We start from the raw sequence: 20,900 nt of genomic DNA on the forward strand, positions 1-20,900 counted from the left end.
TGGGGTGGAAACGTCTTACGGTGCTCGGCGGAGCTGGCGTGGCGATGGTTTTCGCCATGTTCTTCGGGCTTTCCGCGGTGACGACACCGGATTACGTGGCGCTTTACCGGGACCTATCTCCTGCCGAAGCGGGGCGCATGGTCGAATCGCTCGAGCAGGCCGGAATTCGTTCGCGTACCGACATGGCGGGCACCGCGGTCAGCGTTCCGGGCGAAGACATGGCCCGGGCCCGGATGCTGCTGGCCGGCGCCGGCCTTCCGAATGACGGCACCCCGGGCTGGGAGATCTTCGACGAGGCCAGCGGGCTCGGCATGAACACCTTCATGCAGCGGGTGAACCGCGCCCGCGCCATGGAAGGCGAGCTGGCCCGTTCGATCCAGACCATCGACGGGGTCGAGGCCGCCCGCGTCCATCTGGTTCTGCCCGAGCGCGAGCCGTTCTCGCGCGAACGCCCGCGCCCCTCGGCCTCGGTTATCGTGCGCGGCTCGCGCCAGGTCGGGATGCGGCAGGCCCGCGCGATCCGGTCGCTGGTCGCCTCGGCGGTACCCGATCTCGCCCCCGCGCAGGTCACCGTGCTGTCGGCCACCGGCGAGACCATTCTCTCGGAAGACGGCGAGGCGGGCAGCGAAGCTTCGCTGCAATCGGCCCGCGCCCAGATCGAGGACCGGCTGGGACAGCGCATCGCCCAGATCCTGAGCGCCCGCGTCGGCGCCGGCAACGCGCGGGTGCAGGTCAGCGTCGATCTCACCACCGAGCGGCAGGTGGTGCGCGAGCAGACCTACGACCCCGATCAGCGCGTCGTGCGCTCCACCGAGACCCGCGAGGAAACCCGCGAGGACCAGACCGCGGCGGGCGGCGAGGTCGGCGTCGCCGATGATATCCCCGCGGCGCTGGCCGCCGACGTGCCGGGCAACAACCGCAACACCGCCAACAGCACCAACGAGATCGTCAATTACGAGATCGGCGGCACCTCCTCCGAGACGGTGCGCGAGCCCGGCGACATCGAGAAGGTCTCGGTCGCGGTGCTGGTGAACGGCATCTACAACGTACAGGACGGCGGCGCTGTCGACTACGAAGAGCGCAGTCAGGAAGAGCTGCAGCGGCTCGAAGCGCTGGTCCAGAGCGCCATCGGCTTTGATGAGGCGCGCGGCGACAGCGTCGAGGTGGTGAGCCTGCGCTTCATGGATTACTCGATGGATGTCGGCGAGCCGGTGTCGCGCAGCTTTGCCCAGACGCTGACCGAGAACACCGGCACCATCCTGCGCGGCGTCTTCGCGCTGGCGCTGGTGGCGGCAGTGCTCGCTCTGGGCGTCCGACCGGCGCTGAACCGGGTCTTCGACCAGCCGGCGATTGCCGAGGGCGGCAGTGCCGATCTGCCCGGCCTTGCGCCCTCCGGCAACCTGCCCGCCACCACCACGGGCGAGAGCGCAACCGCGTCGAACGCGCAGGGCGCCGGGGAGCGACCGGTCTACCAGAGCGGCACCGTGCTCGACCCTCTGCCCCCCGGCGCCGAAGAGATGGTCGAACTGGCCGCGGTCCAGGGCGGCGTGCCGCGCGGCCTGATCAACACCGTGAGCGAGCTGATCGAACGCGAGCCAGAAGGCGCGATCACCGTGGTCCGGTCATGGCTTGCTGAAGGACCGAACGCATGAGCTTTGTCTTCGACCGCAACTTCGATGCCGAGTTCGACGCCGCCCGCCGCGGCGAAGAGCCTGTGATCGGGGCGGTGTTCACCCGGGCGCAATTCGAAGAGGCCGTGGCCAACGCGCGCCAAGAGGGCTTCGAGGCCGGTGTCGCGCAGGGCCAGACCGAGACGCTGCAGGCGACCGAAGCCTCGGCCAGCCAGCGTCAGCTGTCGGCGCTCGAGGCGGTGACCCCTGCCCTGCGCCAGCTCATCGACGATGCCGACCGGCACCACGCCACGCTCGAGCTCCAGATGGTGGGCTTCGTGCTCGAGGTGTTCGAGCAGCTCGCCCCGGATGTCTCGGCGACACTCGCCACGGGTCAGGCCGAGCGCGAGGCGAAGAACGCCGTGCGCATGGCGCTCGGCTCGGCGGTGCTGCGGATCTGGTTCGCCCCCGGCGCGGTCGAGAGCTCGGGCGCCGAGGTGCAGCACGCCGCGCGGATCGCCGGGCTTGGCGGGCGCATCGACATCAAGGCTGATCCCGATCTCGGCCCCGGTGACGTGCGCGCCGAATGGGATCACGGCGTGATGGCCTACAGCTTCAAGGACATCTGCGCCCGCATCCTGTCCTCGCTGGGCCAGACGCGGGACGAGATCGACCGAAGCCTCGAACAGGACAGGCAGGAGAGCAGGACATGAGCGAAGAGCTCGGAGACGACGTACAGGACACCGTGGTGCAGGCCGTGGCCGAAGAGGCCGCCGCCGAGCAAGCCAGCAAGGGCGGCGCCAACAGCATCGACGCGATGCTCAACGTGGGGCTCAACGTGCAGATCGTTCTGGGCCAGACCCGGATGCCGATCGCCCAGCTGCTCAAGCTCAGCCGCGGCTCGATCATCGAACTCGACAAGAGCATCGGCCAGCCGGTCGAGGTGGTCATCAACGACCGGCTCGTGGCGCGCGGCGATCTGGTGAAGCTCGAGGATGACCGGCTTGGCGTCTCGCTGATCGAGATCGTCAAGGATTACGTGTCCGAGAAATGATCCGGTGCGGCGGCCTTTCCAGAGCGGTCCTTCTCTGCCTGCTGGCAGCGGGGCTGTGCGGGCTGGCCGCCACCGAAGCCCATGCGCAATCGGCAGGCTCGGACCTGTTGGGCGCCATCGGCGATGCGCTGAGTTCGGCGCCGGCGGGCTCGGACGAGCGTGCCACACTCTCGGGCCGCATCATCCAGCTGATCGCTGCGATGACGGTGCTGTCGCTGGCACCGGGGCTGCTGGTCATCATGACCAGCTTCACCCGCTTCGTGATCGTGTTCTCGATGCTGCGCTCGGCGCTCGGCCTGAATCAGTCGCCGCCCAACATGGTGCTGACCTCGATGGCGCTGTTCATGACCTTCTTTGTCATGCAGCCGGTCTTCGAGGACGCCTGGGAAGGCGGCGTCCAGCCGCTGATGGCCAATTCGATCACCGAGGAGCAGGCCCTGATGCGGGTCGGCGAGCCGTTCAAGCTGTTCATGTATGCCAACACGCGCGAGAAGGATCTGGCGCTGTTCCGGGACATCGCGGCGCGCAGCGAGGGCACGGTGCCCCCCGAGGAAAGCGCACCTGCGCCGCAGAGCGCCGAGGATGTCGGCTGGCGCGAACTGGTGCCGGCCTTCATGATCTCGGAGCTGCGGCGGGCCTTCTCGATCGGCTTCCTGATCTACCTGCCGTTTCTGGTCATCGACCTGATCGTGGCCTCGGTGCTGATGAGCGCGGGCATGATGATGCTGCCGCCGGTGCTGATCTCGCTGCCGTTCAAGGTGATCTTTTTCGTCCTCATCGACGGCTGGTACATGCTGGCCGGGTCTCTCATGGAAAGCTATCTCCCGCTCGCGGGCGGCGGGTAGCGTAAGGAAGGGTGCAGACTATGGCCGTTGCAGACATCAAGCGGACGACCTCTTCGTCGACGGGCTCGGGCAAACCGGCGCGGCGCCCGAAGAAGCTGACCGGCCCGCAGAAGGCGGCCGTGCTGTTCCTGTCGCTGGGCGAGAAGCGCGGCTCGGCGCTGCTGCAACAGCTCGACGACGAGGAAATCCAGCAGATGACCCGGGCGATGTCGGGCCTCGGCTCGATCTCGTCCGAGACCGTCGAGCAGGTGCTGACCGATTTCGTGCAAGACATCACCAATGGCGGCGGCGTCGTCGGCTCGTTCGCGGCGGCCGAGAACCTGCTGCGCTCGCTGATGCCGGGCGACAAGGTCGACGGCATCCTCAAGGACATTCGCGGCCCGCTGAAGGAGCGCGATCTCTGGGCGCGGTTCAACACGCTCTCCGAGAACGTCATCGCCAACTACCTCAAGGGCGAGCACGAGCAGACCATCGCGGCGATCCTGTCGAACGTGAACACCGACGTGGCCGCCAAGGTGCTGCCGATCCTCGGGCCGGAAAAGATGCACAACGTGGTCGAGCGGATGATCCGCATGGAGGCGGTGCCGCATCACATGATGCAGCAGATCGAAGAGTCGCTGCAGGCCGACATCATGAACGCCGGCGCCCAACCGACCACCGCCGAGCAGCACCAGCGCATGGCCGACCTGTTCAACAAGCTCGACCGCAACGCCTTTGACAACATGGCGCCCGAGCTCGAGGACAAGATCCCCGATACGTTCAACGCCATCCGCGCCAAGATGTTCACCTTCGAGGATCTGGCCAAGATGGAGGCGATGGACCTCGCCAAGATCATGCGCGGCGTGCCGGGCAACACCCTTCCGACGGCGCTGCGCGGCGCCACCGATATTGCCCGCGACGCCTTCCTCAACGCGCTGCCCGCGCGGTCGCGCGACATGCTGACCGAAGAGATGGAGAGCATGGGGCCGGTGCGGCGGCGCGACGTGAACGCGGCGCAGGCGCTGATGCTCGACTACGCCCGTCAGCTCGCCGACGACGATCAGGTCCGCCTGCCCTTCGGCGAGGACGAAGAGGATATCTTCTGAGGCGGAGCGCGCCCCCGGGCTTTAGCGGGTCTTGTAGCCGCTGAAGCCCTGGATCGCATCGATGTCGATGGTCGCGGGGATATAGCTTCCCGACGCAGCGCTGAGCGCACCCGAAAGCAGGGTCACGGCGGCGTTCGAGCTGGTGGCGATGTCGGATGTTGCATCGCTGATCGCCACGTAGCGTCGCACCAGATCATCGACCACGTCCGGATCCGACAGTGTCTCGAGGTCCAGCCGGTCGTTGATGATCGCCGCTTGCCTGTCGATGTCGATGCCGGCCAGCGCTTCGGGCAGGCCAAAGGCGGTGCGAAAGAACTCGGACAGGTCGCTGTCGCGCAGGATGTCATAAGCCGAGTTGATGCTGCCGGCCTTGCGTCGGAACTCGAGCACCGTGCCGATGGCTTCGTTCTCGTCGCCCTTGCCGTTGACATATTGCGTGTCGACATACTTGTCGACGACCGCCGCTTTCCAGCTGGCGTCAAGGGTGTTGAGGTTGCCCTGCCCCGCCGGGCCGAAGCCCATCGCGTTGTGGAAATCCTTGAAGCGGGAATCCGTCAGCCGGTTGACCAGGGCGCTGCTGTCGTTGATGTCGCTCTCGAGGACCTTCTCCATCATCGCCTTGCCGAAGATCTGGTCCTCGAGATCGTAGGCTTTCATGACGAAGCTGTAGAGACGGTAATCCTCGGTCAGATCCTCCACATTCTCGACATTGCCGATGTTGTCGAGGAAATACGCGATCTCGCGCGCGTGCTGCGGCTCGTTGCGGATCAGCTCCTGATCCTTGTCCTCGGTCGCGTTGACCAGCTGCAGCGCCACCGAGCTTGACATGCCCGCGATCGAGATCATGCGTCGACAAGCTCCGATTGCTGCGGCCCGAAGACCTCGTCCTCGCGCTTCATCAGCGGGCGCAGGTCGCGTAGCGCCGTGAAGTACTCGCCCTTGCTGACGTTGTTGGCCGCCTCGAAGACATGCGACCGCAACTCGCTGCCGAACACCGGCACCAGCTCGGCCAGGCGTGTCTGGATCTCCTTGAGCAACCGCTCGCGGCGGGCCGGCTCGATCAGCGCATTCTGGATCAGAAAATACACGATCCGGACGGGCGTCGAGGCCGCATCCGGTTTCAGCAGATCCGTTTCGCGAATGATGTCGGCGCGGTTCTCGACGGTGATCGTCGATTTGCGACCGCCATTGCGCATCATGCAGCCGTTGACGACGAAGCGTTCAAACGGCTTGAGCGTGAGATTGAGTGCCATCTTGAGTCACCGCTGCTGGAGTCGGGCGCTGGCCGGAAAGGCCGCCGAGAATGTTCTGGTTCACGTCGATCAGGGCCGGAAGGCCGTCGCCGCCGCCGATCACCACGCCGCAGGTGCGATCAACCCACATGGCGATCGACAGCAGGTTGGCGCGCAGCTCGGTCGGAAGCTGGTTGTTATCATCGGTCAGGTCGGTGCGGAGCCTGCTCCACAGGACACGGTTCTCCGCCACTGCGTCGCGCAGGCCGTGTGCCAGAACTGCCGTGCGTGCGAACTTGTCGCGCGCCGCCAGCCAGTTGGCGCGATGCTGCTCCATGCTGCCAGTGATGCGGGCGAAGACGCGGGCTTCGATCTGCTTCGGCGAGGCGCTTTCGCGGATCGTTTGTTTGTATGCCGAGATGCTCATTCCATTACTGCCTTTTCTCCCCCGGCTCCTTGCGGGGTGTTCCATCACGCGGGCCCGGTTGATCCGGTGCTCCGTTGGTGAGAGGGCGCCCGAGGGCGCCCCCCGATTGTCAGGTCAGCCGGTGGCCAGAGCCACCGTGCTGGATCAGCGGAAGAGCGACAGGATGTTCTGCGGCGCCTGGTTGGCGATCGACAGCGACTGGGTTGCCAGCTGCTGCTGCACCTGAAGGGCCTGAAGACGGGCCGCTTCCTCTTCCATGTTGGCATCGATCATCGAGCCGACGCCGGCGTCGATGTTGTCAACCACCGAGGAAAGGAACTCCTGCTGGTTCTCGAGGGACTTCTCCGACTGGCCGAGCTTGGTGGCGATGTCGGTCACGGCGCCTGCAACACCTTCGGTCGACGCCAGAACGCCGGCAAGGAATGCCTCGCCGGTCGCCGCATCAGCGTTGGCCGCAAAGCCCGTTGCGATTGCCTCGAAGTTGGCGACCTGCTTCTGCACGTCGTAGGTGTCGACCGTGATCGAGGTGGTCGCATAGGTGCCACCGGCACGGGTGATGCCGGTCACGACATTGCGCGCCACCGGAGCGGCACCGCCCGAGTCGCCAGCGGAGGTCAGGGTACCGTCCGCGGCTGTAACAGCTGCCGCGGTGCCTGCTGCGGCACCTGCCGCCAGCATGTCGTCGCCATTGAAGGTCGACTGCTGCAGAGTGGTCTTCATCTGCTTGACCAGCTCGTTGAGATCATTCTCGATCTCGGCCTGGCCACCGGTAGCGCCCTGCGCGAATGCCACCTTGTCGAGGAACTGCTGCCCGAGGTCGTTGATGGTCTCGGCACCAAGGCGCGCGGTGGCGACCGAGTTCTTGGTCAGGGTCAGGCCTTCGTTGATCGACGCGTAGACCGAGCTGTCGCCCTTCATGGTCTCGGAGATCTGGAAGTAGGCGGCGTTGTCCTTGCCGGACTCGACCTTGAGACCGGTGGAAATGCGGCTCTGCGTGCTCTCGAGGTTCGAGTTGATCTGACGCAGGGTCGACAGTGCGCTCATCGCGCTTGCATTGGTATTGATGGAAGACATTTTAACTGCTCCGAATTCTATCGTTACTGCCCGTCATTCTGACGGAAACCTATATTTTAAGCGGGACGACCCGCCAGACCGGTGCAACCGGGCTGGCGGATCAGGACGTTGCGGATCAGCGGAACAGCGACAGGATGTTCTGCGGCGCCTGGTTGGCGATCGACAGCGACTGGGTTGCCAGCTGCTGCTGCACCTGAAGGGCCTGCAGGCGGGCCGCTTCTTCTTCCATGTTGGCATCGATCATCGAGCCGACGCCGGCGTCGATGTTGTCGACCACCGAGGAGAGGAACTCCTGCTGGTTCTCGATCGACTTCTCCGACTGGCCGAGCTTGGTGGCGATGTCGGTGACATTGCCAACTTCGGTTTCGGTCGCGGCAAGCACGCCGGCGAGGAAGGCCTCGCCGTTGGTCGCGTCGGTCGCGTTGGTTGCGAAGCCATTCGCGACCACGTTGAAGTTGTCGACCAGCGACAGCATGTCGTAGGTCCCGACCGAAATGTCGGTGGTGCCGTAGGTGCCGGCACGGGTGATACCGGTCACGACATTGCGCCCGGTGACATCCGCATCAGACGTCGCGGTGGTGATGACACCGGTGGTGCCGTCGATCGTCGCCGCCGTAAGCGTGGCACCTGCGCCGAGCATGTCGTCGCCATTGAAGGTCGACTGCGACAGCGTCGTGGTCATCTGCTTGACCAGCTCTTTGAGGTCGTTCTCGATCTCGGCATGGCCGCCGGTGGCGCCCTGCGCGAAGGCCACCTTGTCGAGGAATTCCTGCGCCAGACCGTTGATGGTCTCGGCGCCGAGGCGCGCGGTCGAGATCGAGTTCTTGGTCAGGGTCAGGCCTTCGTTGATCGACGCGTAGACCGAGCTGTCGCCCTTCATGGTCTCGGAGATCTGGAAGTAGGCGGCGTTGTCCTTACCGGACTCGACCTGAAGGCCGGTGGAGATCCGGCCCTGGGTGCCCTCGAGATCCTTGTTGATCTGGCGAAGGGTCGACAGCGCGTTCATCGCACTGGCGTTGGTATTGATAGAGGACATTATTTTCTGCTCCGATTTCTATCGTTGTCCTTCGTCTTTCTGACGAAAACGGTCCTGCCGTATCGCAGGCGTAACACGCGAAATCGAAACAGTGTAAAATTTTGGTTCTGTCGATTTAGATCGACTTGTCGAACCGTTGCGAGGGAGTCACAGGTCCTTCCTTGGGTGTGCCGTCACGATCATAGAGGCCGCGAAGGCTTTGACGATCCCGGATTCTTTCAATTTCCCGCGCAACATCCCCTGTGGCTTGGGTCATTCGCTTCAAAAGCGCCAGATCGGTGTGGATAAGATCGCGCAGATCGTCGAGTTTCTTGCGCAGTTTCTGGCTCTGCGGGTCGTCACGCCCGAGATATTTTTCCGCGGATCCAAATGCCGTCTCAATTTCGCCAAGAAGCTCGGTTTTGCGGGGATAGAGCTCTTCGACACGCGCCAATTGGCCCTGCCCGATGGCGGCAATCTCGTCCCGTAGCAGCCGGGCCAGCCGGTCGATCAGCTGCGCGGCCTCGACATGGGTCATCTCGGACATCGGCGTCACTCCATCTCTCGGGTCTGGCTATAGGCGGACAGCGCCCGTTCGAGGCTGGCCGAGAGCCCGGCCCCGCCCTGGTCGACGATCTCGCGGCTGAACGCCTCGGCAAGGAAAAAGCGCCAGTTCTCTTCCGCCTGCCCGCCGCCGAAATCGCCGATCTCGACCTGCTTGAGCATCTCGTCGATCATCTGGGTGAGGAACATCGCCTCGAATTCCTTGATCGCGCTGTTCGGCGCATCGGGCGCCGCGGCGCCGGGCTGGGCGACCTGGGCGCCGGTGACCTGAAGCGCGGCCATGTTCGTGCTCACGTTCATCGCGCGGCTCCTCAGATGATTTCCAGATCGGCGTGCAGGGCGCCTGCGGCCTTGATCGCCTGCAGGATCGAGATCGTCTGCATGGCGCTCAGCCCGATGGCGTTGAGCGCATCGACGAGCCGTTGCAGGCTCACGTCGGCGCCTTCGAGAATGGTGAAATGCGCCTCCTGCTCCTCGACACCCACGGTGGTGCGCGGCACCACCACGGTCGTGCCGCCGATGGTGATCGGGTTGGGCTGGCTGACCACCGGGTCCTCGCGCACCATCACCGTCAGCCCGCCCTGGCTGACCGCCACCCGGTCGATGCGCACGTTCGCGCCGATCACGATGGTGCCGGTCTTGGCATCGACCACGACCTTGGCGATGCTGTCCGGCTCCAGCCGCAGGTTCTCGACCTCCGACAGCACCCCGGGCACATCGCCCTTGCCCGCGCCTTGGATGGCAAGCTCGACCGTGCCCGAGTCCAGCACGCGTGAGGAGTTGCCGCCAAGCCGGTCATTGATCGCGTCCGACATGCGCACGGCGGTGGTGAAGTCCGGATTGCGGAGCGTGATGCGCACCGAGTTCAGCGAGGAGAGCTGGAAATCAACCTCGTTCTCGACCGTGGCCCCGTTCTCGATCCGGGCCACCGTGGGCACGCCCTCGGTGATCGACGCGGCAACGCCCGTGGCCGAGAAGCCCGCCACCGCGATCGGCCCCTGCGCCACCGCATAGACCTCGCCATCGGCACCGGTCAGCGGCGTGACGATCAGCGTACCGCCGCGCAGCGAGGTGGCATCGCCCAGCGAGGACACCACCACGTCGATGGTCGAGCCGAGCCGCGCGAAGGGCGGCAGCATGGCGGTGACCATCACCGCGGCGGTGTTGGTTGTCTTGATGTTGTCATCGGACAGATTGCCGACTCCGAGCCGCTCAAGCATCGCCTCGATGCTCTTCTCGGTGAAGGGCGAGTTGCGCAGGCTGTCGCCGGTGCCGTTGAGACCGACGACAAGGCCGTAGCCGACAAGCTGGTTCTCACGCACGCCCTCGAAGGTGGCGATGTCCTTGATCCGGACATCGGCCAGCGCCGGCAGGGCAAGGCTGAGCGCGCTGATCAGCGCTAAGAGGCAGGCTGCAATCCGCATGGTCTTCCGGTTGGATCGGTTTCCGTTGCCTCAAGATTAAACATGGAAAAGGAGATGTCAGCAATGATTAAATCATGGATATCCATACTATCCTTGTCTTATGCTTGACCACCGGGCTTTAACAAAGCATGATCGTTGCATCCGCTCATGGATAACAAGATCCGAAGGCCCATCGGGAGTGCGTGGTGCATATCTATCTTTACGAGCCGCGGCCCAACGCATTCAAGGGCCTGCTGATCAGGCTGGACGAGGCCCAGTGGGACCCCGTGGCGGTGAACGACGACCTGTTCGACCGCGAGCTGGACCTACTCGGGGCGGATGGCTACGCCGACCGGCCGGTGCTGCTGGCCGAGCATCCGCGTCTGGTAGAGCATATCTCGCGCCTGCGCCGGTCCGGGTGCCGCAACCCGATCCTTGTGCTGCGCGTGGCGCGCGACCCCGAAGCGGCGATGGACGCGCTCGATGCGGGAGCCGATGACGATATCGTCGGGCCGGTGACCGGGCTCGAGCTGCGCAGCCGCGTCAACGCCATCACCCGACGCTTTCACGGTCACGCCGCGGGCACCCTGCGGATCGGCGACATCACCGCCTATTTCGACGGCCGCGACCCCGATGTCGGCGGCCAGCCGATGAAGCTGTCGCAGCGCGAATTGGCGATCTTCCAGCAGATCGCGCTGGCGGCGCCGCGGGTGGTTTCGAAATCGGTGATCTACGATGCGGTCTACGGCATGGCGCAGGACCAGCCCTTCGACAAGGTGATCGACGTCTACATCTGCCGCATCCGCAAGAAGATCGAAGAAATGTCCCCCTTGGGCGACCCGCATATCCGCACCATTCGCGGGCGCGGCTACAAGCTCTCGCCGGAAAGCGAGGCGGAGACCGCGCAGGATCGTCCCGCGCGCCTCCGCGTTGCCGCCGGTTCGGGATCAGCGCATGAAGTTCAGAAAGCTCAGCTGTGACAGCCGGGCGGTGGCCGCGTAGCTGGCCTGAAGCTGGGTCTCGAGCGCAGTGATCGTGGTCGCCGCCTCGTAGCTGTCGACCTCGACCATCTCCGCCACCCGGTTCTTGTAGAGGTTGGCCCGGTCTTCCATGCGGGTATTGGCCTCGTCGATCCGTGCAGAGGCGGTGTCGAGCTTCATCCGGCTGTCGAGCAGTCCCGAGAGCCCCGCACTGAGGCGATCGTTGGCGGTCGAGATCCAGGTCTCGTAGGCGGCGGGATCGTCGATCTTTGCAACATCGGTCGCGGCCAGCATCGCCAGCCCCTGGAACACCTGCCGGAACGCCTCGTCATTGGCCTGCACGCCGTAGGTCACCGTGATGCCGTCACCGATGCCCACCGACATCGGCGCCGTCCCGGTCGCGCCGGTGAAGAACAGCCCATCAAAGGTCTGATCCGGATCGGCGGCGGTGTTGTCGAAGAGGGCGTCGAGCTCGGCGATGCGCGCTTCGGCATCGGCGGCGGTGTCGAGGCCACCGGCGAGAATGCCGTCGATCACCGCTTTCGGGGTCAGCCCGGTATCGGCGCGCGCGCTGTCATAGTCCTGGATCGCGGAGGTTCCGTCGCTCGGGCCGGCGAACAGCGGGATGCCGCCGTAATTGACGTTCGCCATCGAAAGCAAAGAGTCCAGAGACGCCTGCGCCTCGGTCTGGATCCCGGCAGCGGTGCCCCCGTTCGTGCCGGCATTGGCGATCGACAGATCCAGTGTCCTCTGAATGGCTTCCCCCATCGAACCGAGCGCGCCGCTCATGGTATCGAGCCGGCCGCCGAGAAGCGTGTTGGCGGCGATCTGCGCCTCGTCGCGTTCGAGCGAGGCGTTCAGGTTCAGCGCCTCCGAGGCGCTCGGGCCGAGGGATTTGTAGATGTCGCTCTTGACGCCGCTCGCCAACTCCTGCTCGGCCTTGGCGAGCTGGGTCTGCATCTCGGCATTGTCATTGCGCCGCAGAAGGTTGCTGTAGAGCGTCGAGGGGGCACGGGTGAAACCGATCATCGTGAGCTCCGGGGTCAGATCGCGCTGAGCAGGGTGTCGAGCATCTCGGAGACGACCGACAGGGTCTGCGCGTTGGCATTGTAGGATTGCTGGATGGCCGCAAGCTGCTGCAGCTCGTCATCGACATTCACGCCCATGAAGGATAGTCGCGAGCTCTGCACGGCGATGGCGCCCGCCGCGAGGCTCTCGGCCGAGGTCTCGGCGCTGGCGCGGGTGGTGTTCTGACTGGCGATCAGCGTCGAGATGTAGCTCGACAGGCTCATGTTGTCGCCGAGCCCGAGGCTCTCGTCGAAATTCAGCGCGCCATCAAGCGTATCGAGGAAGGCCGTGACCTGCGTATTGTCGCCGGCAGGGCCGGGCGCATCGGCCCCAAGCCCGTCGCGGATGCGCCATAGCGAGCCGCCACTCTCCGGCACCACGGCATCATTCACCGAGATGCGGCTGGCCAGCCCCGGCTCGAACGGATTCGAGAGCGCCGCGCCGTTGTCGGTGATGAGGCCGGCCTCACCAGCGGCAAGGCTGGCATCTGCCGCGACCATGCCGTCGATCAGCGCTCGCGCCACCTCGTCGAGCTGGGCCCGCATCTCGGGCAACACGGTGGTGATCAGCTCGATCTTGCCCGAAAGAGAGCCCTCCGAGATGCCGCGCTTGCCGGCGACGCCGGGCGTGATCTCGATCTCGCCCGCGGTCAGGATGCCGGTGTCGGTGTCGAAGCTCAGGGTCTCCGCCTCGCCCCCCGTGATCAGCGCAGTGCCGCCGCCGGTAAAGATCTCGATGCGGCCCTTGCTGTCGGTGCGGGTGGTGAAATCGATGTATTCGGACAACGCGTCGAGCTCGGCGCCCAGCTCGTCCTGCAGTGCAAGCCGTGCGTCGGCGGACTGGCCCTGACCGGCGAGCCGTTCGCTCAGCCCGGCGATCTTCTCGAGCGTGCTGTTCACCGCCGCCACGTCGGACGAGATGCCATCCCCTGCCCTGTCGAGCGCCGCATCGAGATTGGCGCCGGCACGGTTCAGCGCCTGCGTCAGTTCCTGCGCATCGCCGACCGTCGCCCGCTGCAGCGCGGTGTCGGCGGGAGAGACCGCCAGCAGCCCGAGCGAACTCTGGAAATCGGTCAGCCGGGTCAGCACGGTGTCGGTGCTTTCGGTGTCGCCAAGCAAAGAGGTGTAGCTCTCAAGCCCTGCCGCGATGGCATCCTGCTTTGCCGTGCGTCCGACTTCGCCGCGATACATCGCGTCAAGCGCGCCATCGACGGCGCGGGTGATCTCGCTCACCTGCGCCGCACCCTGGACATTGGTGGTGACCTGGGTCTCGCGCCGCGCGTAGCTGGCATTGTTGGCGTTGGCGATGTTGGTCGAAACGGTTTCTGCCCAGCGGGAGCTGGTGCTCATCCCGCTGCGCGCCGCGTTCAGGGCGGTGATCAGGCTCATGTCGTATTCCTATCCGGCGACCACGCCGATCAGCGCTTGAGGTTCACGGTCTCGTTCAGCATCTCGTCCGCCGTGGTGATGATCTTGGCGTTCGAGGAGTAGGCGCGCTGACGCTGGATCAGGCTGGTGAGCTCTTCGGCGATGTCGACATTGGCCGACTCCACCCCGCCAGAGGTCATCGTGCCGGTTTCGCCGGTGCCGGGCTGGCCAAGGTAGTAGCTGCCCGAGGTGTTCGACGTGTGGAAGGTCGAGTTGTTGCTGGTCTCGAGTCCGTTGGGGTTGGCGAAGGTCGCCAGCGGGATCGAATAGAGCGCCTTGCGGGTGCCGTTGTCGAACACGCCCCAGACATCGCCGAACTCGTCGAACTCGACCCGGGTCAGCGTGCCACTCTCGCTGCCGTTGGGCCTGACCGTCATCGGGGTGTAGTCGCCCGAGAACTGGGTCAGCCCCTCGAAGCTGCCGGGCGCGCCGAGCGCCATGGTGACGACCTGCGGCTCGGTGCCGTTGTCGATCGTCAGGGTCATCTCGCCAGTGGCCGGGTCGAAGGCAAAGCCCGCGGGTGCGGCGGCGGTGACGGTGACATCGCCATAAGCTGCCGGCGCACCGGCATTTTCGCCGGTGTCGTTGAAGCTCATCGTCACGGTGCCATACTCGGTCGTCGCATCCGAGACCGTCACCACCCACTCGTCATCGTTGACGGAGGGCTGGAAGGACAGCGTGAGCCGCTCGGACTCGCCAAGCGCGTTGAAATACTCCGCCGAGGTGACGAAGGCGTCGCCGGGCGTGTCGAGGCCGGTCTCTTGCGACGGCAGGTTGCCCGAGATCGAAACAGCGGTCGTCGCCGTGCCGCTGATCGTCTGGTTGGCGATGTTCACCGGCTCGAGGTCGTTGAAGCTGGCGCGGTCGACGGCGCCGAGGGTGCCGTCATCGCCGTAGCCGAAGCCCATCAGGTAGAGGCCGGCTGCATTGACGAGATTGCCGTCTTCATCGGGTTCGAAGCTGCCCACCCGGGTGAACATGTTGCCGGCGGTATAGGATGCGTCGATGTTCGAATTGACCACGAAGAAGCCGCTTCCGGTGATCGTCAGGTTCGAATTGACCGACGTGTCCATGAAGCTGCCTTCGGCCGTGTTCGAGTGCGTCACTTCCGTGGCGACTCCGGTCGAGAAGCTGCCGGAAGCCGAGGTCGAGCCGGAGGTGACCATCTGCGAGAAGCTGCGCCGATAGCCAACCGTGTCCGCGTTCGCGATGTTGTAGGAGATCTTTTCGACAGCCTTGGAGTTCGCCATCAGGCCGCTGACCCCGGATGCCATCGCGTTGGAAATGCTCATGTCCGCCTCGCCTTTTTTGCATCGGTGATACCTCACCGTTCGTTAACCAAATACCAGATCTCGGTTACACCATGTTTAAAGATCTGTTTGCTTGGCAATTTTTACGCGAATCTTGCCAGAATTTGGTCTTGCGAAGCAAGCTAGTTGAGTTGCTCTGATCCCGGCAAGGTTTCGAGCATCTCCGTCGCACCGTCGATCCTTGCCCGGGCAGTCTCTTCGCGCAGCGGCAGAAGGTCCGGCGCGGCCTGCGTGAGGCTGCGCTGAATGTCTTCCCAGGCGGGCAGTTCTGTCAGCGCCGGAAAGGCGCGCGCGATGTCGGCGGTCTGCGCCATGTCGTCGCTGCGATGCGCCGCGAGCAGGTAGCGGATGCTGTCCGGAAGCGGCATCTCATCGCCGAGCCGGTCGTGCAGCCGGCCATAGGCGGCGACAGCCTCGGGCCAGTCTCCCTCGTCGAAGCGGGCCTGCGCCCGCAGGCGCAGCACCTGCTCAGGGGCCCCGTCGCCATTGGCTCCAAAAAGCTCGCTCACCCGGCCAGCCTGCTCCAGGTAGCGCGCTGACACCATGTCGTAGCGCTCGCGCAGCGCGGCATCGGCCGGTACCAGCGGCTGCGCCAGGAGCGCGCCGAGGGTCTCCCATTGCCCGCCAGCCGACAGCGCCTCGGCCTCCTTCACCTTGAGGCGGTCGAGATGCCCCTCGCCCGGCTCGCTGATGCCGAGGTCCTGCCCGGCGGTGAGATAGTCATGAATGGTGGCGTATTCGCGTGCCGCCATCGTCGTCGCTCCGGCCTTCAGAAAGGTGTCGGCAAGCAGCTCGGCCGCTTCCGCGAAATCGGCGTTGAAGCGGAAGAACGGCGCGATGCGCTCGTGGTTGGCCATGTAGCGCCCGAGCGAGATCTCACGCGAGGCGCCCTTGCGGTAAAGCTCGTCGATCAGCACCCGCGCCTTCTGCCGCGCTTCAAGCGCTTCGGGGCTCTCGGGGTGGCGCACGATGATCCGCCCGTAGGTTTCGACCGCGCTCGCGGCATCCTCGGCGATGAGTTGCAGCGACGCGAGATCCCGCAGCGTCTGCGCTCCTTCCTCGCCCCCGCGCCACATCTCGGCCTCCTGCGCCAGCAGCTCGACCGCCTCTTCCGGCGCGAGAGCGTCGTGTTCGAGCCCGAGGTCGACAAGCGCCCTGCGCGCCCGATGGGCCCAGAGGTCGCTCTCACCCTGCGCCTGCACGTAGCTGTCGAACGCGGCGAGCGGCGCATCTCCGGCCTCTGCGACGCGGCCCAGCAGAAAGTGATAGGCCGACCCGCGCTTGAGCGAGGGATAGGCCTCGAACGCCGCGGCTAGATCCCGGGCGAGCCGCCATTGGCGCGTCTCGATGGCGCATTCAAGCAGCCCGGGCAGAACCCGCTCCTGCACCGGCTTCGAGAACCGCGCCAGACGGGTCACCGCGGCATCGAGCAGCGCACCTGTCTCCTCGCAGCGGCCCTCACGCAGGTGATTCAGCACAAGAAACAGGGGCTGGTCCGCCCACTCGCCGTGGCCCGGCTCGAGCAGCGACCGCGCGCGCTCGGTCAGGGGCCGGTCGAGCGGGTCGATCAGCCCGAGGGCCAGCTCGAAGGCGCTGGCGCGCAACTCGTGGGCCAGCGGCAGCCCCGGCCCCTGTACCCCTCCAAGCACCGACAGCCCTTCGGACGCGAGCCCGTGTGCAAAGTAGAATTCGGCCAGATCGGTCAGCGCGCGGGCCTGCGCCGGCTTGTGGTCACCGGCGTCGCGCAGCTTGCGCATCAGCGTGCGGCGCTCCTCGAGAAACGGCAATATCTCGCGCCGCTCCAGGTAGAGCGGCGGCGGATTGATCACCTCGAGAGGGCTGAGCAGCGCCGGCGAAAAGCGGTCCTCGAGTGTCGAGGCAACGACTCCCGCCTCCCGCTCTGCCAGCGCCGGGGTGGCGCAGAGCAGAAGCGCGACGGCGGCCGCAAACGAGCCTCGAAGAGCGCAAGGATAGGCCACTTTCTTTGATCGCCTCGCCATGATAATACTTGCGTTATCCTAGCAAAGCCCGCATTCTTCGCAAGAAAAGAATGAACCGGCAAACATTGACAGGCATCGTGCATGGATAATTCGACCTACGTCGCGATCTCCAAGCTGACCGCGCTCGAGCGCCAGCTGGACGTGACTGCGAACAATATCGCCAATGCCAATTCCAGCGGCTTCAAGGCCGAGCGCGTGCTGTTCGAGAGCTACCTGCAGAAAGACGATGCCTCGCTCGCCGGCGAGGGCACCAACTACGTGCTCGACCGCGGCTCCTATGTGGATGACACGCCCGGCGTCGTGGTGCAGACCGGCAATCCGCTCGACCTCGCGCTGACCGGTCAGGGCTGGTTCGCCTACGAGATGCCCGATGGCCGCATGGCCTACGGCCGCGATGGCCAGCTCGTGCTCGACGCGCAGGGCCAGGTGACCACCGCCAGCGGCGCCCAGATCCTCGACCTTGGCGGCGCGCCCCTGAACATCCCGCCGGAATTCGCCGCTTCGGTGACCATCTCGGACGATGGCGTGATCTCGTCTCCCGAGGGTGGCGTGATGGGGCAGATCGGCATCTTCGAGCTGCCCGACCGTCAGACGCTGAGCCGTGGCGGCGCCGGCATGTTCGTGCCGAACGCCGAGGCGCAGGGGCTGGCCCCCGACGAGACCGGCTCCAGCGTCATCCAGGGCGCGGTGGAAAGCAGCAATGTCCAGCCGGTGACCGAAGTCACGCGGCTGATCAACATCCAGCAGGCCTATCAGCACGCGCTCAACCTGGTCGCATCGGATGACGAACTGAAAAAAGAGATGCTGACCCGCATCGGACGGAACAGCTAAGCGAGGGACTGGAAGATGAAGGCACTGGGCATCGCCGCAACCGGCATGATGGCGCAACAGACGAATGTTGACGTGATCTCGAACAACATCGCCAACGCCAACACCACCGGCTTCAAGAGCGCGCGGGCGTCGTTCACCGACCTCATCTACGAAAATCAGTCCCGCGAGGGTGCGGTGACCGCCGAAGAGGGCACCACCCGCCCCATCGGTCTCGACATCGGCCTCGGCGTGCGCTCGGTGGGCACGCTGCGCCTGAACACGCAGGGCGGCCTGACCCAGACCGAAAGCCAGCTCGACCTCGCCATCGACGGGCGCGGCTATTTCACCGTCAACCTGCCCGACGGCGACCAGGCCTATACCCGCGACGGCTCGTTCCGGCTGTCGGCAGAGGGGCAGATCGTCAACCACCAGGGCTTCGAGATCGATCCGGGTGTCGTGCTGCCGGACAACACCACCGCGGTCGAGATCAGCGAGACCGGCATCGTCAGCGCCTATGTCGAGGGCGACCCGATCCCGGTCGAGGTCGGCCAGCTGACGCTGACCACTTTCGTGAACGACGCCGGCATGCGGCCGCTCGGGAACAACCTCCTCGAGGCCACCGTGGCCTCTGGCGACGCCATCCCTGCGCTGCCCGGCGATGCCGGTGTCGGCATCCTGCGGCAGGGCTATCTCGAGGCCTCCAACGTCGACATCATCCGCCAGATCACCGACCTCATCCAGGCGCAGCGGGCCTACGAGATGAACTCGAAGGCAATCGAGACCGCCGACCAGATGATGTCGGCCGCCAACCAGATCAAGTAAGCCCATGCTGCGCCGCCTCGCCACCCTGCTCTGCGCCCTGACGCTCACCGCCATCCCCGCGCTGGCCGAGACCACGCAGGTTCTGATCGAGGAACAAGTGCGCAACACCTGGGGCGACACTTTGCCCGTCGAGGCCAGCCTCCAGATCCGCTTCACCGCCGGCCCGGTCGACGAGGCCGAGCTGATTTCGGCGTTCTGGATGGACAAGGACACCGGCAGTTTCCTCGCCAACGCGGTGACAGAGGATGGCATCACCCACCGGCTGCAGGGCCTCGCGGTGGCCAAGCTCAGCCTGCCGGTGCCGACCCGCCGGCTGATGCCGGGCGAGATCGTCTCGGCCGCCGACATCAAGATCGTCGATCTTCCGATCGCCCGTGTCGGCGTCTTTACCCTGACCGATGCCGAGATGCTCGAGGGCATGCAGGTGCGGCGGATGCTGGCGCAGGGCCGCCCGGTGATGCGCCAGTCGGTGATGGAACCGCTGGTGATCGGACGCGGCGACAAGGTGAATATTCTCTATGACGACGGTCGCCTGGTGGTGACCGCCCCGGGCCGCGCGCTCACCGATGCCCATCGCGGGCAGGATGTGCGCATCGTCAATCTGGTCAGCAACAACGCGCTGACCGCCGTCGCCCGAGAGGAAGGGCTTGTGGAGGTGATCCGATGAAAACCCGGCGTGTCACACTTTTCACGGGCTCGGCCCTGACCATCCTTGTCGGTTGCGGCACCCCCGCTTTCGACCGCGACCCGCAGCTCAGCCCTGTTGGTGTCGATCCCAGCGAACTGGCCGCCGCGCGCAATGTCAGCGTGCCGATGCCACCTCCCGAGGCAGTGCGCGTGCCCTACCGCGCCGAGGGCGCCTCGCTCTGGGAGCAGGGGTCGTCGGGCTTCTTCGGCGACCAGCGCGCCACGCAAGTGGGCGACATCCTGACGATCATCATCGAGATCGACGACGAGGCCAGCCTCAGCAACGAGTCCGACCGCAACCGGACCGGCAGCAGCACCCTCGCCTTCCCCAAGTTCTTCGGCTACGGCACCCAGATCGACAAGATCCTGCCCGGCGTCGGTCCCGAGGACCTGCCCGAGGGCAATCTCGTCGACATCACCTCGACCACAGGCGCCGCCGGCGACGGCTCGATCGAGCGCAACGAGGCGATCTCGCTGCGCATGGCCGCGCTCGTCGTGCAGCAGCTGCCCAACGGCAATCTCGTGGTGCTGGGCCGTCAGGAGGTCAAGGTCAACGAAGAGCTCCGCGAGCTGCGTGTCTCGGGCATCATCCGCCCGCAGGACATCAACCGCGACAACTCGATCCCCTACGACAAGATGGCCGAGGCCCGGATCGGCTATGGCGGACGCGGCGCGATCAGCCGTCAGCAGACCCGTGGCTACGGCGAGGACGTGATGGACATTATCTTGCCGTATTAATTCCGGTTTGAGCCATGTTTGCATAAAACTGTCGCCCGAATTGGCGCGCATAACCGACCCTGACCAGGAACATGTGGGATTCGGTTATGAAGAAAGCCTATATCGCCTTTGCGGCCCTGCCGGTGCTTTTCGGGGCCGCCGGTTTTGCGGGTGGGCAATTCATCCCCTCCGACAAGACCCATGGCAGCAAGGAAGCCGCACATGAGGCACCGGCGCAGGGCGCTGGCCACGACGGCGAAGACATCGCGGGGCGCAGCGACGCCGAGAAGGTGCTCGACAAGCTCGCCAGCTCCGCACCCGAGCAGCTTCCCGAGGAAGAGGGCGGCAGCCATGGCCACGCCCCGAGCCAGGCAGATGCCGGTCACGGCGCGAGCCCCGAGCATCAGTCTGCCAGCCTGATCCGCAAGGATCCCTTCGGCGACAGCAGCGTCGTGCGCCTCGGCCGCGTCAGCGTGCCGGTCTACCGCCCCAACAGCGTGACCTACGTGGTCTCGGAAGTCGGGGTCGCGATGCGCGACAGCGAGACCGCCGAGGTCTTCAACGTGGCCGAGAACGCCTCGCGCCTGCGCGACGTGATCCTTGCCTCGATGCACAAGGCGGCCGGAACCTCGGCCCTGCAAGGCCCGAGCATCGACACCGAGAAGCTGACGAAGACGCTTGTCTCCGACCTCAAGGCCGATTTCGGCGAGGGCGTGTCGGACGTGTTGTTCCTGTCGCTCATCAAGGCCGACGTGCCGCGCAGCTGAGGC

The 20,900-nt window shown here is 65.5% G+C and carries 23 protein-coding genes; 11 read left to right on the forward strand and 12 right to left on the reverse strand.

What is annotated here, in order from left to right; translation table 11 throughout:
* Window positions 1-20 precede the first annotated feature (20 nt).
* From fliF to JF542_RS18740, 5 genes are read left to right on the forward strand one after another with little or no spacing between them, the layout of a single operon-like run.
* Window positions 21-1,652, forward strand: coding sequence for a flagellar basal-body MS-ring/collar protein FliF (gene fliF / locus JF542_RS18720; protein WP_340689165.1), 1,632 nt, complete (start codon window positions 21-23; stop codon window positions 1,650-1,652).
* Entirely contained in the window at window positions 1,649-2,323 is a 675-nt protein-coding gene (locus JF542_RS18725) for a FliH/SctL family protein (protein ID WP_207076961.1), read from the forward strand. Before fliF ends, JF542_RS18725 begins: the two co-directional genes overlap by 4 nt.
* The gene (locus JF542_RS18730) at window positions 2,320-2,664 is read left to right on the forward strand and encodes a FliM/FliN family flagellar motor switch protein (protein ID WP_007803990.1); all 345 of its coding nucleotides are present in this window, start codon (window positions 2,320-2,322) and stop codon (window positions 2,662-2,664) included. Before JF542_RS18725 ends, JF542_RS18730 begins: the two co-directional genes overlap by 4 nt.
* Window positions 2,661-3,509 (forward strand): flagellar type III secretion system pore protein FliP, encoded by an 849-nt coding sequence (fliP, locus tag JF542_RS18735; protein WP_007803988.1) that lies wholly within the window; start codon window positions 2,661-2,663, stop codon window positions 3,507-3,509. Before JF542_RS18730 ends, fliP begins: the two co-directional genes overlap by 4 nt.
* 20 nt (window positions 3,510-3,529) lie before the next feature.
* Window positions 3,530-4,594, forward strand: coding sequence for a flagellar motor switch protein FliG (locus tag JF542_RS18740; RefSeq protein ID WP_007803985.1), 1,065 nt, complete (start codon window positions 3,530-3,532; stop codon window positions 4,592-4,594).
* A 21-nt stretch (window positions 4,595-4,615) separates the two neighbouring features.
* Here JF542_RS18740 and JF542_RS18745 read toward each other — a convergent pair whose 3' ends face one another.
* From JF542_RS18745 to JF542_RS18780, 8 genes are all read right to left on the reverse strand, one after another.
* Entirely contained in the window at window positions 4,616-5,440 is an 825-nt protein-coding gene (locus JF542_RS18745; protein ID WP_207076962.1) for a DUF1217 domain-containing protein, read from the reverse strand.
* Window positions 5,437-5,847 (reverse strand): flagellar biosynthesis repressor FlbT, encoded by a 411-nt coding sequence (locus JF542_RS18750; RefSeq protein ID WP_007803980.1) that lies wholly within the window; start codon window positions 5,845-5,847, stop codon window positions 5,437-5,439. The genes JF542_RS18745 and JF542_RS18750 overlap by 4 nt, the downstream gene beginning before the upstream one ends.
* A complete protein-coding gene (locus tag JF542_RS18755) occupies window positions 5,816-6,253 on the reverse strand; it encodes a flagellar biosynthesis regulator FlaF (RefSeq protein WP_207076963.1) in 438 nt (145 codons plus the stop codon). Before JF542_RS18755 ends, JF542_RS18750 begins: the two co-directional genes overlap by 32 nt.
* Before the next feature lie 144 nt (window positions 6,254-6,397).
* Window positions 6,398-7,327: a flagellin N-terminal helical domain-containing protein gene (locus tag JF542_RS18760; RefSeq protein ID WP_207076964.1), complete on the reverse strand. Its 930-nt coding sequence runs from the start codon at window positions 7,325-7,327 to the stop codon at window positions 6,398-6,400.
* 115 nt (window positions 7,328-7,442) lie between these two features.
* On the reverse strand, window positions 7,443-8,363 hold the full coding sequence (locus JF542_RS18765; protein WP_207076965.1) for a flagellin N-terminal helical domain-containing protein: 921 nt from the start codon (window positions 8,361-8,363) through the stop codon (window positions 7,443-7,445).
* 115 nt (window positions 8,364-8,478) lie between these two features.
* A complete protein-coding gene (locus JF542_RS18770) occupies window positions 8,479-8,889 on the reverse strand; it encodes a flagellar protein FlgN (RefSeq protein WP_007803972.1) in 411 nt (136 codons plus the stop codon).
* Between the two features lie 5 nt (window positions 8,890-8,894).
* Window positions 8,895-9,206: a hypothetical protein gene (locus JF542_RS18775; protein ID WP_207076966.1), complete on the reverse strand. Its 312-nt coding sequence runs from the start codon at window positions 9,204-9,206 to the stop codon at window positions 8,895-8,897.
* An 11-nt stretch (window positions 9,207-9,217) separates the two neighbouring features.
* Entirely contained in the window at window positions 9,218-10,330 is a 1,113-nt protein-coding gene (locus JF542_RS18780; protein ID WP_207076967.1) for a flagellar basal body P-ring protein FlgI, read from the reverse strand.
* 185 nt (window positions 10,331-10,515) lie between these two features.
* Here JF542_RS18780 and JF542_RS18785 point away from each other — a divergent pair, with 185 nt between their 5' ends.
* Complete coding sequence (locus JF542_RS18785; RefSeq protein ID WP_110740148.1) at window positions 10,516-11,289, forward strand: winged helix-turn-helix domain-containing protein; 774 nt, start codon at window positions 10,516-10,518, stop codon at window positions 11,287-11,289.
* Here the strand turns inward: JF542_RS18785 and JF542_RS18790 are convergent.
* The 4 genes from JF542_RS18790 to JF542_RS18805 all read right to left on the reverse strand — a co-directional run bounded on the left by JF542_RS18790 (window position 11,257) and on the right by JF542_RS18805 (window position 17,094).
* The gene (locus tag JF542_RS18790) at window positions 11,257-12,318 is read right to left on the reverse strand and encodes a flagellin (protein WP_207076968.1); all 1,062 of its coding nucleotides are present in this window, start codon (window positions 12,316-12,318) and stop codon (window positions 11,257-11,259) included. The genes JF542_RS18785 and JF542_RS18790 overlap by 33 nt on opposite strands.
* Before the next feature lie 14 nt (window positions 12,319-12,332).
* On the reverse strand, window positions 12,333-13,745 hold the full coding sequence (gene flgK / locus JF542_RS18795; protein ID WP_207076969.1) for a flagellar hook-associated protein FlgK: 1,413 nt from the start codon (window positions 13,743-13,745) through the stop codon (window positions 12,333-12,335).
* Window positions 13,746-13,774: 29 nt separating this feature from the next.
* Window positions 13,775-15,076: a flagellar hook protein FlgE gene (locus tag JF542_RS18800; protein ID WP_007803962.1), complete on the reverse strand. Its 1,302-nt coding sequence runs from the start codon at window positions 15,074-15,076 to the stop codon at window positions 13,775-13,777.
* 140 nt (window positions 15,077-15,216) lie between these two features.
* Entirely contained in the window at window positions 15,217-17,094 is a 1,878-nt protein-coding gene (locus JF542_RS18805) for a hypothetical protein (RefSeq protein WP_207076970.1), read from the reverse strand.
* 81 nt (window positions 17,095-17,175) lie between these two features.
* Here JF542_RS18805 and JF542_RS18810 point away from each other — a divergent pair, with 81 nt between their 5' ends.
* The 5 genes from JF542_RS18810 (at window position 17,176) to JF542_RS18830 (ending at window position 20,897) form a co-directional block, all read left to right on the forward strand.
* Window positions 17,176-17,925 carry a flagellar hook basal-body protein gene (locus JF542_RS18810; RefSeq protein ID WP_207076971.1) on the forward strand — a complete coding sequence of 250 codons (750 nt, stop codon included), beginning with the start codon at window positions 17,176-17,178 and terminating at the stop codon, window positions 17,923-17,925.
* Window positions 17,926-17,940: 15 nt separating this feature from the next.
* Window positions 17,941-18,726, forward strand: a complete 786-nt coding sequence (flgG, locus tag JF542_RS18815; protein WP_007803957.1) for a flagellar basal-body rod protein FlgG — start codon at window positions 17,941-17,943, stop codon at window positions 18,724-18,726.
* A 4-nt stretch (window positions 18,727-18,730) separates the two neighbouring features.
* Window positions 18,731-19,393: a flagellar basal body P-ring formation chaperone FlgA gene (gene flgA / locus JF542_RS18820; RefSeq protein ID WP_207076972.1), complete on the forward strand. Its 663-nt coding sequence runs from the start codon at window positions 18,731-18,733 to the stop codon at window positions 19,391-19,393.
* Window positions 19,390-20,151: a flagellar basal body L-ring protein FlgH gene (gene flgH / locus JF542_RS18825; protein WP_207076973.1), complete on the forward strand. Its 762-nt coding sequence runs from the start codon at window positions 19,390-19,392 to the stop codon at window positions 20,149-20,151. The genes flgA and flgH overlap by 4 nt, the downstream gene beginning before the upstream one ends.
* 86 nt (window positions 20,152-20,237) lie before the next feature.
* Window positions 20,238-20,897, forward strand: coding sequence for a hypothetical protein (locus tag JF542_RS18830; RefSeq protein WP_207076974.1), 660 nt, complete (start codon window positions 20,238-20,240; stop codon window positions 20,895-20,897).
* Window positions 20,898-20,900 lie beyond the last annotated feature (3 nt).

It is taken from the genome of Salipiger bermudensis (genome assembly GCF_017309175.1).
Classification (GTDB): Bacteria; Pseudomonadota; Alphaproteobacteria; order Rhodobacterales; family Rhodobacteraceae; genus Salipiger; species Salipiger bermudensis.